The organism is Streptomyces sp. NPDC021096 (assembly GCF_040641275.1).
Classification (GTDB): domain Bacteria; phylum Actinomycetota; class Actinomycetes; order Streptomycetales; family Streptomycetaceae; genus Streptomyces.
Window position 1 is genome coordinate 66460 of record NZ_JBFADG010000001.1, and the last position, 13115, is coordinate 79574.

The following is a 13115-nucleotide window of genomic DNA, read 5'->3' on the forward strand; positions in this document are numbered from 1 at the left end:
GCGGTTGTTGTGGATGGAGGCAGGGACACGGTGACGATCAGAATCCTCCCGGCCGTCGGCGACCCGGACGCCGCCCGCGCCGTCAGCGGGCTGCTCGGCCAGCTCCCGGGCGTCGAACCACTGCAGACCGTCGGGGACTCCGCCCGACTGCTCGACACCCTCGCCGTGCTGGCCGCGGCCTCGGTCGACGACCTGCCGGAGGTCGTCCTCGTCCACGAGCGGCTCGGGCCCGTCCCCGCCCTCGAACTCATCCGTGAGATCGCCCTCCGCTTCCCGGCCACCGGCTCCGTCCTCCTCAGCGCCGAGGCCGGGCCCGCGCTGTACGCCGCCGCCATGGACTGCGGCGCCCGCGGCCTTGCCGCACTGCCGCTGTCGTACGAGGAGCTGGGCACCCGTGTCCAGGCCGCCGCCCACTGGGCCACGGGCGTCCGCCGCCACCTGGGCGCGGGCGCGGCGGCCGAGGGCCGGCCGGGGCCGGGCGGCGGCCCGGGCGGCAAGCTGGTCGCGGTGGTCGGGGCCAAGGGCGGGGTCGGCACGACCGTCACCGCCGTCCAGCTCGCCCTCGCGGCCCGTGCGGCCGGGCGAAGCGTGGCGCTGGCGGACCTGGATCTGCAGTCGGGCGACGTCGCCTCGTATCTGGACGTGCAGTTCCGACGGTCGATCGCCGATCTGGCGGGCATCAACGACATCTCGCCGAGGGTGCTGCAGGACGCCGTCTTCCCGCACCCCACCGGGGTCGGCCTGCTGCTGGCCCCGGCGGAGGGCGAGCGCGGCGAGGAGGTCGGCGACCTCGCCGCGCGGCAGGTCGCCGCCGCCCTGCGCGGCCGCTACGAGCTCGTCATCGTCGACTGCGGCACGCAGATCACGGCCGCGGGGGCCGCCGTGATCGAGACGGCGGACGTGGCCTTATTGGTCACGACGCCGGACGTGGTGTCCGTCAGGGCTGCCAAGCGCATGGTCCGGCTCTGGGAACGGCTACAGATCCGCAAGCCCGAGGAGACGACGACCGTGGTCAACCGCCACACCCGCACCGCCGAGATCCAGCCGCCCCTCGTCGCCCGGACCACGGGCACCCGCACCGCCCGCACCACGATTCCCGCCGGCTACAAGGAACTTCAGGGCGCCGTCGACTCCGGACGGATGCAGGACCTGGACGCCCGCTCCGGGGTCCGCCAGGCCCTGTGGGCCCTGGCCGGCGAACTGGGCCTGGCCGCCCCCGCCCCGCCCGGCGGCCGGGCCCCGCGCGGCGGCGCCGCCCACGCCGGGCACGCCGACCGGTCCATCACCGGCGGCCTGCGGCGCCGCCGTGCCATAGGGGGCGGCGGCCCCGAGACCCCTGCGGGCGGCGGTACGGGCCCGGACCAGCTGGCCCCCGTGCCCAGCGGCTCGCCCCTGCCGCTGAGCCGCTTCCGCCGCCGCGGCGGCGGGGACCGCGGCCAGATCGCGGTGGAGTTCGTGGGCCTGCTGCCCCTGATCCTCGTCGCCCTGGCGGTGGTCTGGCAGTGCGTGCTGGTCGGCTACACCTACTCCCTGGCCGGCCACGCGGCCGACAAGGGCGCCCGCGCGGGAGCGGTGGGCCGCGACTGCCCGGCGGCGGCCCAGTCGGACCTGCCGAGCGCCTGGCAGAGCAAGCCCACGTGCGGCCCCCAGGACGGCGTCTACCGCGCGAGCGTGCGCCTGAAGGTGCCGGTGCTGTTCCCGGGCTCGGTGGACTGGCCGTGGCCGGTGGAGAGCACGGCCGGCGTGGCACGGGAGGACTGAGCGGATGGCGTTACGACCATCAGCCCGTGCCGGGCACAATCCCTCCCGTGCCGGCCACAATCCAGCCCGTGCCGGGCAACAACCAGCCCGTCCGGCGTTTGAGGACCGGGGTCCGGGGCGGAGCCCCGGTGACGGCGCGCACTCGGCCCGTCCGCTGCTCAAGGGGCGCAGCCCCAGCGGCGGAGCCCCCGGTAGAGACAGAGGCTCCGCCTCCGTCGAATTCCTCGGCTTCCTCCCCGTCCTCCTCCTCGTCGCCCTCGCCGCCCTCCAGCTAGGCCTCGCCGCCTTCGCCGCCCAACAGGCCGGCACCGGCGCCCGCGCCGCGGCCCGTACCGCCACCCTCGACGAACCGGAGGCCACCCCCGCGGGGGCGGGCGGAGCGGCGATGACGGGCTGGGTCGCGGACCACGCCACCGTCGCCGCCCAGCCGTGCACGGCCGCCGACACCCGGATCACCGCCACGGTCACCGTGACCGTCCCCGCGCTCATCCCCGGCGCGGACTTCACCGTCACCCGCCGGGCGACGATGCCCTGCCCGGCGGCGGCCACCGCGATCGCGGCCCCGGGCGGCGCCCCATGAGCCTGAGAGCCCGCATCGTCGCCCCCGAGGCCCCGCCCGACGGCCGGGAGTCGGACCACCTCGTCCCCGTCTACCGCGCGAAGCTCCTCGAGGAGATCGACCTCGCCGAGATGTCCGCGCTCGCTGCCGGCGAACGCCGCTCTCGCCTGGAGCGCGTCCTCGGCCACATCATCAGCCGCGAGGGCCCGGTCCTGTCCACGGCCGAGCGCGACCGCCTCATCAGACGGGTCGTGGACGAGGCCCTCGGCCTCGGGGTGCTGGAGCCCCTCCTGGAGGACCCGTCCGTCACCGAGATCATGGTCAACGGCCCCGACCAGGTCTTCGTCGAACGGGCCGGCCGCGTGGAGCCCGTACCCGTGCGGTTCGCCTCCAACGAGCAGCTGATGCAGACCATCGAGCGCATCGTCTCCACCGTCAACCGCCGCGTGGACGAGTCGAATCCGATGGTCGACGCCCGCCTGCCCTCCGGCGAGCGCGTCAACGTGATCATTCCGCCCCTCGCGCTGAACGGCGCCACCCTCACCATCCGGCGCTTCCCGCGCGCCTACACCCTGCGCGAGCTGATCGGCATGGGGACGCTGGACGAGCACATGCTGATGCTGCTGGCCGCACTCGTACGGGCGAAATTCAACGTCGTCGTCTCCGGCCCCACCGGAGCGGGCAAGACGACGCTGCTGAACGCCCTGTCCGGGCTGATCCCCGACGGCGAGCGCATCATCACCGTCGAGGACGCGGCAGAGCTGCAGCTGCAGCAGACGCACGTCATCCGGCTCGAATCGCGCCCGCCCAACGTCGAGGGGAAGGGCCGCATCACCATCCGCGACCTCGTACGCAACTCCCTGCGCATGCGGCCCGACCGCATCATCGTGGGCGAGGTGCGCGGCGGGGAGACCCTCGACATGCTGCAGGCCATGTCCACCGGTCACGACGGTTCGCTGGCGACCGTCCACGCCAACAGCGCCGAGGACGCGCTGATGCGGCTGCGGACGCTGGCGTCGATGTCGGAAGTCAGGATCCCCTACGAGGCGTTGCGCGACCAGATCGACAGCGCGGTGGACTGCCTGGTCCAGCTCACGCGCACCGCGGACGGCTCGCGCCGCATCGCGGAGGTCGCGCTGCTGGACTCCGCGGGCGGCGCCGGCTGGGGCGGCGGCTCCCGCCTCGTGACCGTGTGCCGCTTCGACGCCGAGCCGATGGGCCCGGACCGCGTCGTACGGGGGACGTTCGCGCACTTCCCCCTCCCGGAGCGGGTGGCGGAGCGGCTGCGGCTGGCCGACGAGGCCGTACCGCCCGCCTTCGGGGTCGCCGCGTTCCCCAGTGAGCTCACCACCCGAGAGGCCGGGCAGAACGGAATGACGCATGGCTGACATGAGCGGTCCCGCGACGCTGACCGCCGGCGCCACCCTCCTGTGCGGGGCGCTCGCCGTCGCGGGCGTACGGGCGTACCTCACCGGCCGGGACCGCCACCAGGCGCTGGTCGAGCGCCTCTCCGACGCCCCGCCCCCGCCGCCGGCCGGGCGGACGCGCTACTTCGGACGTACGGACCGGTGGCTGCGCGCCACGCGCTTCGGCGGGCGGCTGGAGCTGCGGATCGCCTCGACGGGCCTGGACGTCACGGTGGGCGAGTTCACGGCGTGCGTGGCGGGCGCGGCGGCCGGGCTGTGGCTGCTGGCCTCCACGGTGCTCGCACCCTTCTTCGGACCGCTGGCGGCGATCGTCGCGCTCTGGTCGGCCCACGCCTTCCTGGCCTGGCAGCGACGCAAGCGGATCGAGAAGTTCATCAACCAGCTGCCGGAGCTCTCCCGCATCCTGGCCAACGCCACGCAGGCCGGCCTGGCCCTGCGGACGGCCCTGGGCATGGCCGCCGAGGAGATGGAGGCCCCGGCGGGCGAGGAGCTCGCCAAGGTCGCCGACCGGCTCGCCGTGGGCCACTCCGTCGACGAGGCCCTGGGCGAGCTCGCCGAGCGGCTGCCCTCGCGGGAACTGGTGGTGCTGGTGACGACCCTGGTGCTCTCCAACCGCGCGGGCGGCACGGTCGTCAGCTCGCTGCGCAACCTCACGGCGACGCTGGAGGAGCGCAAGGAGACGCGGCGCGAGGTGCGCACCCAGCTGTCCCAGGTGACGGTGACGGCTTACGTCGTGCCCCTGATGGGCATCGGGACACTGCTGCTGATGGACCGCATCGCGCCGGGCTCCATTGAACGGATGACGGCCGACTGGCTGGGACAGGCGGCGGTCGTGGCCGCCTTCGGCCTGTACGGGCTGGGGTTCTTCCTCATCCGCCGGATGTCGAAGATCGACGTGTGAGGGGGTGGAGGCGATGGGGCTCATGGGATTCCTGCTGGCGCTGACGGCCGGGGCGGCCGTGGCGGGGGCCTGCTACGGCGTCGCGCTCCTGCGCGGCGAGGCCAGGCTGCCGCCCGACCTGGCCCTCGCCCTGGAGGTCGGCTCCACCCGTACGTCGGCCGTCGGTTCGGCCGTCGACCGGCTCGGCATGCGGTACGCGCCGCTGGTGCTGCGGATGATGGGCGACAAGCGCGTGGCCAAGGTGCGGCGGCGCATCGACCGGGCGGGCAACCCGGGCGGTCTGACGGTGGACCGGTACGCGGCCCGGCGCGCCGTCTACGGCGCGCTCGGCTTCGGCGGCGCGCTGGTCATGCTGGGCAAGGGACAGCCCCTGCTCGCGCTGCTGCTGGTCGGCTTCGGGCTGTTCTGGATCGAGGTCGGCATCTGGGCGGCCGTGCGCGAGCGCCGCGACGCGATCGAGCGGACCCTGCCGGACTTCCTGGACGTCCTCGCGGTCGTGGTCAGCGCGGGCCTGGGCTTCCGCCAGGCGCTGGACCGGGTCGCGGAGCGCTACGAAGGGCCGTGGGCGGACGAGCTGCGGATCACCCTGCGCCAGATGGACATGGGCGTCAGCCGCCGGCAGGCGTTCGACGAACTGCGCAAGCGCAACGACTCGGAGCAAGTCGCCCAACTCGTCACGGCGTTGCAGCAGGGCGAGGAGCTGGGCGCGCCGATCGTCGACACGCTCATCGGCATCGCCACGGACATGCGCCGCACGGACGCCCAGCTCGCCCGCCGCAGGGCGGCGCGGACGGTGCCGAAGGCGACGATGGTCATCACGACGTTCATGGTCCCGGGAACGGTGATCCTGCTGATTGCGGGATTCTTCCTGGGATCCGGTACGGATTTCGGCTCCATCACGGGGGATTGAGGTGCATACGTCGATGCGGTCGGTCGCCGGTGCGCCATTGTCCGGGACCTGGCCTGTGAGAGGAGATCCCACCATGCCGAACGCTTCCCAGCACATATCACCGCACCACGCCGCGCCCTGCTCGGAGGGGGCGGGAACGGTTCCGCGGCCGGGCCCGATGCCCATGTCGGTGGAAATGCGTAAAGACCGTGAAGGACCTTCGCGCCTGCAATCGGATGTGGGACATTCGACGTCCGAGGGCGCGGCCGAGCGGGGGTGAGACCCATGGTGTCCCAACTGCCTTATGGGGGAAGGGAATGGAGTCGTACTCGCGCAGTGACCCACCCGCCGGCCCGCAGCGGTCCGGCGGACACCGCCCATGGAGGGCAAGATGATGCGGAAGCCGATGCCGGAGCCGATGCGGAAGCGCCTGTGGCAGGACCGCGGATGCCGCGGGGACGATCGCGGCCAGACCTCGATCGAGTACCTGGGCATCATCGCCGTGGTCGTGGCGATCATCCTGGTGCTGATGACGACGGACTTCGGCACGATGATCGCGACCGCCATCACCAACAAGATCACGCAGATCACCGGCTGAGCCGCCGCCCCGGTGGGTCCGACGCGGGCCAGGCGTTCCCCCTGTACATCACGGCGGTGGCCGCGCTGCTCTTCCTCGCGCTGGTCTTCTTCGCCGTCGGCCGGGCCGGGGCCACCAAGAACGGCGCCCAGACCGCCGCCGACGCGGCCGCGCTGGCGGCGGCCCAGGACTACCGGGACCAGCTGCTGACGGGCTTCCTCACGGCCCTGGGCACGGGCGGCGGCTGGAACGACTGGCTCGCGGGCCGCGGCGCCGAGGCCGGCCGGGCCTGCCAGGCGGCGGCCTCCTACGCGGACCTCAACGGCGCCCGGCCGGACATCACCTGCGACGAGGGGGGCCGGCCCGGCTCGTTCACGGTGACCGTCACCTCGGCGAAGGCGGTGGGGGACTCGGCCGTGCCCGGGACCGAGAACCGGCACGCCACGGCGACGGCGAAGGCGGTCGTCGCCCCCCGCTGCACCGCCGGGCCGCCGAAGCCGGCGCCGGAGCCGTCGAAGGCGCCGGAGCCTCCGCGCCCGGAGGGCACTCCTCCGGCGGACGGCGGGCAGCAGCCTCCGCCCGGCCCGGCCCCTCTCCCCGGCCTCGACCTCACCTGCGGCGACAAGGTGCTGGTCATCGACCCCAAGCGCCCGGACGCGGTGGTGAGGGCCACGGACCTGTTCGCCGTGCACCTCGCCGACTGACCGCCGACCGATCGCTGACCGACCCGCCGACCGACCAGCAAAGGAACGTACCCATGAGCTCGAGGATGGCCAGGGCCGGAGCGGCGCTCGCGGTCGTCATATCCCTCGCGGTGGCCGGTTGCGGCGGCGAAGGCGACGACGGGGACAAGAAGATCGACCTGGACTCGGCGAAAGCCACCGCGGCCCCCCGGACCGGAAGCGCCACGGCCCGGCCCGCCCCCCGGCCGACGGAGACGATCGGCGAGATCAAGGGCCCGGAGGGGATCGTCGTCACCCTCCACTCGGCTGTGCGCGACAAGGGCGGCTTCGTCACGGTCAACGGCACGGTCGCCAACCGGGGCACCAAGCCGTACACCCCGCTGACGTGGCGCTCCAAGGAGACGGAGCTCAAGTCCCAGTCCTCGGTGTCCGGGGCCTCGCTGATCGACCAGGCCGGCAAGAAGCGCTACCTCGTCCTGCGCGACACGGACGGGGAATGCCTGTGCACCACGGGCCTCGTGGGCATCCGCCCCGAGGAGAGCCGCGCCGTCTTCGCCCAGTTCCCGGCGCCGCCCGACGACGTCAAGGAAGTCGACTTCCAGCTGCCGACCATGCCCTCCGTCCGCATCAAGATCTCGGGGTGAGGAGCGATGCCGTCGACGATCCTCCACGGCACGGTCACGGCCCTGGCCACGCTCCTCCTGGCCACCACGGCCGCCCACGCGGACAGCGGGCCCGGCAACCCCGCGAACACCACCCCACCGGTGAAGATCGACGCCGGCGCGCCCGGCCTCAAACTGCGCTCGGGCGCGAAGCTCGCGCCCGGCCGTGTCCTCGACATCAAGTCCGTCGTCGAGACGGACGGCGGCGAGGAACGCCGTGAGGACACCAACGTCAACGTCACCTTCGCCCTGCAGGCCGAGGTCCTCTTCGACAAGGACAGCGCCGACCTGAGCGGCGCCGCGACCGCCCGGATCGGCGCCATCGCGAGCGAGGTCAAGAAACAGCACGCGACGGCCCTGCGCATCTTCGGCTTCACCGACAACCTCGGCTCGTCGGACCACGGCGTGGCCCTCTCCAAGGAGCGCGCCAACGCGGTGCAGAGGCAGCTCGCGAAGGACCTGGGCTCGTCGGCGATCCGCTACGAGATCCGCGGATACGGCGAGCAGTACCCGATCTCCGACAACGGGACGGAGGACGGGCGCAGGAAGAACCGCCGGGTGGAGGTCAGTTTCCCGAGGAGGTAGGAGGCAGTTACCCCGGCGCCGGGGCGGGTCAGTCCCCGCCACAGGGAAGCAGCTCGGCGAACTCCTGCTTGCCGGCGATGAAGGTGTCCACCTTGCCGTCCACCGTATGGAATTTGATGACCTTCCCCTTGAACTCCGGGGCGGTGGGCGCGAAGGTGATCTCCTCGCGCGTGTCGTCGAGGTGACGGGACCCGACCTCCCCGGCGTAGGTCCGCAGGACGTCCTCGCGTGTAATGCCCCGGTGGACGCCGGACTCGGTTGCGAGCGACGCCGATGCCGACGGCAAGACGTAAACGGCTACGAGCTTGTCCTGCGCGAAACGCAGGAGCAGTCCTTCCGGCCCACCCTGCACGGACAAGTCCGAGCACTTCGGACCACCAGGGCCTTCCGGAATGGGCGCACCGATCGCCTTCTCCGCCTCGGTTCGGGTCATGTCCAACTTCAGGACGCCCATCCCATTGACCGTGATGGGTTCGTGGCTCAGATCCACGCGCCCGGGAGCCCCGGTCGCGGGACCGGGAGCGTCGTGCGCGTCAAAACGCTCGCCGTTCCAGGTCCAGGTGACGCGGTGGAGTTCCGAGGGGCCCGAGGCATGGCTGTCGTGGGGGCCGTAGAACTTGACGTCAGCGGCGAGCTTCCCATCTTTGATCACCAAGGTTTCCGCCTGATACTGCGGCGACAAACCGGACACCTCGAAGGTCGGCGTCCGGCCCACCGGGCTGCCGTCGGCTGTTCGGTAGACGCGGAGTTCCTGCTCGGTGAAGTTGCTGGGTTGAGGGCTGCACGAGAACAACACGGCAGTCACGTCGCCGAGCTTGGGCAGTGTGCCGTGAACGGTCTGCTGGACCTTTACGTCCCAAGTGCGGTAGCCATTGCCGAGGTTGTTGCCCTGGGCGACGCCCTTGCCATTACGGATGTCCACGGCGACCGGCTTGTCGGTGATGTTGTCGCAGGTGAGGTCGTACGTGTGGTTGCTCCAGTCGATCTTCCCCTGCGCCAGGTTCTTCGCCTTTATCTGCTGGATGATGTGGTCGAGCAGCTTCGGGTCTTTGGGCTGATTGAGGTGGAAGCACGGAGTGCCGAATAGCTCGGGGAACGAGTCGTAGGCAACGGGGCACTCATGTTGCACCTGCTGAGTGCTGCCCTCAGTTTGGGAGCCGCTATCCACCACTGCGTCTCCGAAGCTGCCTCCCGGGATCTTCACCTCAAAGGGAAGAACGTGAACCGGCGTCAAAGTTGCGGGGATGCTGCTCGCCAGTCGGTACAGCGGTAGGCCGGGCGGCCAGGCGGGCAAGGAGCCCCACGCGCCCTCCTTGATGCGCATGCCCTTGATCCCGGGGTCCTGGCGGCCGCCGGCAAGGAAGCACAGGAAGGATTCGTCATTCGGAGAGAACTTGCACCAGTGTTTCAATATGGAACCGACAATCCCGCGTTCGCTTGACTCCCCAGGGGCCCCTGCCATGAAGGATCCCTTGTAGGGGGTGCCCATAGTGAAGACGGCTGCTACCTTCTCGCGAATACCCGGCTGATTCACCGCGAACTTAGTCAGGAGCCCGCCCATCGAATGGGCGACGACTATGACCTTGCGCTGAGACTTCTCGGCCACGCACCGGATCGCCTCGGAGAGGTGATTCCCCGGGCTTCCTTCTTTCCCATCGACCCATGAGACCTCGGACTGAGGGCCGGCTTGGGACGACCAGTCGAAGGTGTAGCCCGCGGCCCGGTCGGCGCCGACTTTGTCTTCCAGGTACTTGAGCGGTGGAACATCGGTGCCTTCGACATTGCCGTTCTTGACCCACTTGTCGGTGCCGCCCGTCCACATGCCCGGCTTGGCGCCTATGCCGTGCACGAGGAGAATGGGTGTCTTGCCGGGCGCCACCTGGGGGGACACCTTCGAACAGCCACTGGCCGTGGGCTCGGATCGGGCTTCGGCTGCGGCCGCCGGAAGGACCGCCGCGACCAGTGCGAAGGCAACCGTCCAGATCAGCCGGCTTCGCCGAAGAGCACACGCCATTGCCCCTCCTCGCGGACGAGATAGAAGACCGTGGTGACCGGGTCCTGCTGAGGCATGGTGACAACCGCACGGAGTTGAGCGTCGTCCCCCTTCTGCTTCCAGCTGTCGGCTTGCACATCCAGCCGTGCACCTGCTGGTGCCACCAGCGAGCTGGGGCTCGCCTTGTCTGCGAGTCGCCGGGAAAGAGAATTCCGCACTGTGACCGGGTCTCGCGAAACCATGTTCTGCAGCGCCTTCGTGGCATCGTCAGGGGCCGAGGTCTTCTGCTGCTCCGAACAGGCACCGCTGCTGAGTATCACGCTCGTCAGTAGCGCCATTGCGACGGCGCGGGAGCGATTCACCGCAATCACCTCCGCTGAGGCGACCCGCTGTCGAGCGAGTGAGCTGTCATCTCAGAGGAGCATGGAAAGCAAGGCCCCGCAACCGAGCCCAGCTTGCGACATTCGGGCATGGTCCGACAGGCGTCAAGTGTGCGGCCTCTTCACGCGGCGGGGTGTGGGCAGGCAGTCTCTGTGGGTGGACAACGACATGAGAACCGATGCGCCGGCCCCTGAACCGGCCCCCGAACCGGCCTCCGACGGCAAGGCGAGCGAGGGTACGTGGGGTGTGCCCCTGGTCCTCGTCATACCGGTCCCGCTGATCAGGTACTTGAGCGACCTCTCCACGCCGTGGCTGGTCACGGCGTGGAGTCTGCTGGCGCTCGTCGCCGTGCTGACGGTCGCGGGGTGGGTGAGCGTGGTCCGCCATGGTCGGCGGGGCGCCAAGGGGTGGGGTACGTGCCTGCTGCTGCACGTCAGCCTCGCGGTTCAGGTGACGGCTCTCGTCTGAGGGCCGGGGCCGTTCCGGTCAGTGCGGCAGGCCCAGGCGGCGGGCGTGGAGTTCGGCTCGGGTCGCCTCCAGGAGGCGGCCCATCCAGTTGCGGCCCTCGTCCTCGTGGCCCCAGAAGGCGGTCTCGGAGGGGGCGAGGGAGTTCGCCCGGTAGAGGATGCGGGCCGATCCCGTGGCGGTCAGGACGTCGGCGAGTGCGGGGTGCCGGTCGTACTTGGCCCGCAGGAGCGCGGCCATCACTGCGGTCCGGGCCTCCGGGGGCGGACCCAGGGCCAGCCACGCCTCATGAACGTTTCGATAGGTGACGTCGCCGATCTGGAACAGGGCCGGGTACTCGTTGCGGAGAACTGAGGCTCCCGCGTCCTCGGGCCAGTCTTCCGGCGCGTGCCACTCGTGGAGCAGGACGGTCCCGTCCGCCGGCTCCGGCTCCGGCTGCGGCTCCCGGTCCCGCCGGGCGAGCCACTCCAGCGGATCGCCCCACTCCTCGTCGAAGTAGTCCAGCGACTCCTGGTACTCCTCCGCCGTCACCTTCCCGCCCGGGCCCATGGCCAGGTCGTACAGCGGGCCGTCCCCCACGGAGTGGTCCGCGAGCGCCGCGTGCCGCTCGTGCTCGGGGATCTCCTCGTACGCGGCGCGCAGGACGGCCCGCCGCTCCTCGGTGGGGTCCGCGCGGAACTCGTGCAGGGCGCGCCAGGCCCGGGCGGTGGAGTCGGGCCGGCCGTTCAGGTCGTCGATGTCGTCGCGGACCTCGGCGTACAGCGACTCCGGCGTGAGACGGCCGTTGACCTTGCTGAACTCCCACTCCACCGTCTCGTGGACCGCCGCCCGCGCCCCCTCCTCGAACCTGGTCACGATCCTGCCCCGGCGCAGTTCGGCGGCGAACTCCTCGAGCGTGAGCAGCCCCCAGCAGTCGATCAGCCCGTCGGCGTAGATCCCGAGCTGTACGAGGTAGTGGTGGTCGCCGTTGCGTACGAACGCGGGCCGGGACAGCCCCGGTATCCGCTCGCCGTCGACGATCCGGAAGGTCGGCTGCTCGCTCACGTGGGGAGTCTAGGCCGGGCACGGACAAGCCCCGAAGCGCGTGTGCGCTCCGGGGCCGTCCTTCGTCGGAAGTGCTGCGGTGCGTTCCATGCGGCCTATCGCGCCGAAAGGGGCGTCGACGAGTGCGACGGGCCCGCCGCTCGGAAGGACTTCCGTCGCTTCGCGTCGTACAGCGACTCGACGGCGTCGCACCAGAGGTCGAGGTCGGAGTTCGCGCTCAGCTCGTCGGAGCGGGCCTTCGCCCGGCGCGACGCCCTTTCCCAGTTCGCCGGGTCACGCAGTGAACTCAGGGCGTTCATCCAGGCGTTCAGGTCGTCGCGGTAGGCGAAGATTCCCGCCTCGCCGAGGGACTCGACCAGCCCTGGAGTGGGGTGGGCGATCACCGGGATGCCGGACGCGCACGCCTCCACCGCCACGCGCCCCCAGGACTCGTACAGGCTGGGCATGAGCATCACGCGCGACCGGCTGTAGACGTGGGCGGCCATCTCGTTCCCGGGCACGCCGTCGACGACTTCACAGTTGGGCAGGCGGGTCGGCGGCGTGATCTGTTGCCCGTAGGCGCCCCGGACACCGAGGAATTTCCATTCCGGCGTCCAGGCGGCGATCTGCCAGAAGATGTCGCCGCCCTTGTCGGGGTTGAGATTCACCAGGGTGGCGCAGTCGCCCGGGGTGGTGCGGTATTCCTCCGCGATCACGGGAGGACGGACGACGATCGTGCGGCCGGGCAGGAACTCGCGGGGGTACTGCCCGTAGTGGATCTCGCCGTCGCGCCGGATCCACTCGCTGTTGTAGACGACGAGATCGGCTCCCGCAGCGTCGTGGAAGCTCGTGGCGAAATTGTCGTGGCAGATCACGACGACGGGTATCTGCCGGGCCCTGGCGAGCCCCGACACGAGGGGGACGTTCTCGAAGTGGGAAAGGAGCACGTCCGCCTTTTGCGCCTCGGCGGCGAATTCCGTGCCTTCTTGGTACGGGACGACCCGCACTCCGTCGATGTCGTAGGTCTTCTCGATGCTTCCGGGGTGCGACAGCCAGACGGTCACCCGGTGACCGCGTTTGCTCAAGGGACGCAGCATCGAGTGGAGCATCCACTCCGATCCCGCGTTGTGGGCCGGGGGATATCCGTACACCCGGGCCGCGATGGACATGCTCCGCGGCCGGGTGGACGGGGCCCGAGGCGGCTTGTGC

General features: G+C 71.1%; 14 protein-coding genes. 10 read left to right on the forward strand and 4 right to left on the reverse strand.

Going from position 1 to position 13115, the window contains the following annotated elements:
• Positions 1-30: 30 nt before the first annotated feature.
• The 9 genes from AB0G59_RS00320 (at position 31) to AB0G59_RS00360 (ending at position 8044) form a co-directional block, all read left to right on the forward strand.
• Entirely contained in the window at positions 31-1761 is a 1731-nt protein-coding gene (locus AB0G59_RS00320) for a P-loop NTPase (protein ID WP_360906454.1), read from the forward strand.
• A 4-nt stretch (positions 1762-1765) separates the two neighbouring features.
• Entirely contained in the window at positions 1766-2341 is a 576-nt protein-coding gene (locus AB0G59_RS00325; protein ID WP_360906455.1) for a TadE/TadG family type IV pilus assembly protein, read from the forward strand.
• Positions 2338-3708: a CpaF family protein gene (locus tag AB0G59_RS00330; RefSeq protein WP_360906457.1), complete on the forward strand. Its 1371-nt coding sequence runs from the start codon at positions 2338-2340 to the stop codon at positions 3706-3708. Before AB0G59_RS00325 ends, AB0G59_RS00330 begins: the two co-directional genes overlap by 4 nt.
• A 1-nt stretch (position 3709) precedes the next feature.
• A complete protein-coding gene (locus AB0G59_RS00335; RefSeq protein ID WP_360907517.1) occupies positions 3710-4648 on the forward strand; it encodes a type II secretion system F family protein in 939 nt (312 codons plus the stop codon).
• Positions 4649-4670: 22 nt separating this feature from the next.
• Positions 4671-5558 (forward strand): DUF5936 domain-containing protein, encoded by an 888-nt coding sequence (locus tag AB0G59_RS00340; protein WP_360907519.1) that lies wholly within the window; start codon positions 4671-4673, stop codon positions 5556-5558.
• A 397-nt stretch (positions 5559-5955) separates the two neighbouring features.
• Positions 5956-6135 carry a hypothetical protein gene (locus AB0G59_RS00345; protein WP_360907521.1) on the forward strand — a complete coding sequence of 60 codons (180 nt, stop codon included), beginning with the start codon at positions 5956-5958 and terminating at the stop codon, positions 6133-6135.
• Positions 6132-6818: a pilus assembly protein TadG-related protein gene (locus AB0G59_RS00350; protein WP_360907523.1), complete on the forward strand. Its 687-nt coding sequence runs from the start codon at positions 6132-6134 to the stop codon at positions 6816-6818. The genes AB0G59_RS00345 and AB0G59_RS00350 overlap by 4 nt, the downstream gene beginning before the upstream one ends.
• 53 nt (positions 6819-6871) lie before the next feature.
• Positions 6872-7441 carry a hypothetical protein gene (locus AB0G59_RS00355; protein ID WP_071965763.1) on the forward strand — a complete coding sequence of 190 codons (570 nt, stop codon included), beginning with the start codon at positions 6872-6874 and terminating at the stop codon, positions 7439-7441.
• Positions 7442-7447: 6 nt separating this feature from the next.
• The gene (locus AB0G59_RS00360; protein ID WP_360906460.1) at positions 7448-8044 is read left to right on the forward strand and encodes an OmpA family protein; all 597 of its coding nucleotides are present in this window, start codon (positions 7448-7450) and stop codon (positions 8042-8044) included.
• Positions 8045-8072: 28 nt separating this feature from the next.
• Here AB0G59_RS00360 and AB0G59_RS00365 read toward each other — a convergent pair whose 3' ends face one another.
• Together AB0G59_RS00365 and AB0G59_RS00370 are read right to left on the reverse strand one after the other, a co-directional pair.
• Entirely contained in the window at positions 8073-9923 is a 1851-nt protein-coding gene (locus AB0G59_RS00365; protein WP_360906462.1) for an alpha/beta fold hydrolase, read from the reverse strand.
• Positions 9924-10027: 104 nt separating this feature from the next.
• On the reverse strand, positions 10028-10399 hold the full coding sequence (locus tag AB0G59_RS00370; protein WP_360906464.1) for a hypothetical protein: 372 nt from the start codon (positions 10397-10399) through the stop codon (positions 10028-10030).
• Positions 10400-10586: 187 nt separating this feature from the next.
• Here AB0G59_RS00370 and AB0G59_RS00375 point away from each other — a divergent pair, with 187 nt between their 5' ends.
• Positions 10587-10886: a hypothetical protein gene (locus AB0G59_RS00375; protein ID WP_360906466.1), complete on the forward strand. Its 300-nt coding sequence runs from the start codon at positions 10587-10589 to the stop codon at positions 10884-10886.
• 18 nt (positions 10887-10904) lie between these two features.
• Here the strand turns inward: AB0G59_RS00375 and AB0G59_RS00380 are convergent, their stop codons facing one another.
• Both AB0G59_RS00380 and AB0G59_RS00385 read right to left on the reverse strand, forming a co-directional pair.
• Entirely contained in the window at positions 10905-11927 is a 1023-nt protein-coding gene (locus AB0G59_RS00380) for a DUF1768 domain-containing protein (protein ID WP_360906467.1), read from the reverse strand.
• 95 nt (positions 11928-12022) lie between these two features.
• On the reverse strand, positions 12023-13075 hold the full coding sequence (locus AB0G59_RS00385) for a glycosyltransferase family 4 protein (RefSeq protein ID WP_360906469.1): 1053 nt from the start codon (positions 13073-13075) through the stop codon (positions 12023-12025).
• Between the last annotated feature and the right edge of the window lie 40 nt (positions 13076-13115).

Bases quoted from the DNA above. Each gene is read 5' to 3' on its own strand.
- AB0G59_RS00360 (WP_360906460.1), top strand. From the start codon at position 7,448: ATGCCGTCGACGATCCTCCACGGCACGGTCACGGCCCTGGCCACGCTC.
- AB0G59_RS00330 (WP_360906457.1), top strand. From the start codon at position 2,338: ATGAGCCTGAGAGCCCGCATCGTCGCCCCCGAGGCCCCGCCCGACGGC.
- AB0G59_RS00325 (WP_360906455.1), top strand. From the start codon at position 1,766: ATGGCGTTACGACCATCAGCCCGTGCCGGGCACAATCCCTCCCGTGCC.
- AB0G59_RS00385 (WP_360906469.1), bottom strand. From the start codon at position 13,075: ATGTCCATCGCGGCCCGGGTGTACGGATATCCCCCGGCCCACAACGCG.
- AB0G59_RS00355 (WP_071965763.1), top strand. From the start codon at position 6,872: ATGAGCTCGAGGATGGCCAGGGCCGGAGCGGCGCTCGCGGTCGTCATA.
- AB0G59_RS00345 (WP_360907521.1), top strand. From the start codon at position 5,956: ATGCGGAAGCGCCTGTGGCAGGACCGCGGATGCCGCGGGGACGATCGC.
- AB0G59_RS00335 (WP_360907517.1), top strand. From the start codon at position 3,710: ATGAGCGGTCCCGCGACGCTGACCGCCGGCGCCACCCTCCTGTGCGGG.
- AB0G59_RS00375 (WP_360906466.1), top strand. From the start codon at position 10,587: ATGAGAACCGATGCGCCGGCCCCTGAACCGGCCCCCGAACCGGCCTCC.
- AB0G59_RS00340 (WP_360907519.1), top strand. From the start codon at position 4,671: ATGGGATTCCTGCTGGCGCTGACGGCCGGGGCGGCCGTGGCGGGGGCC.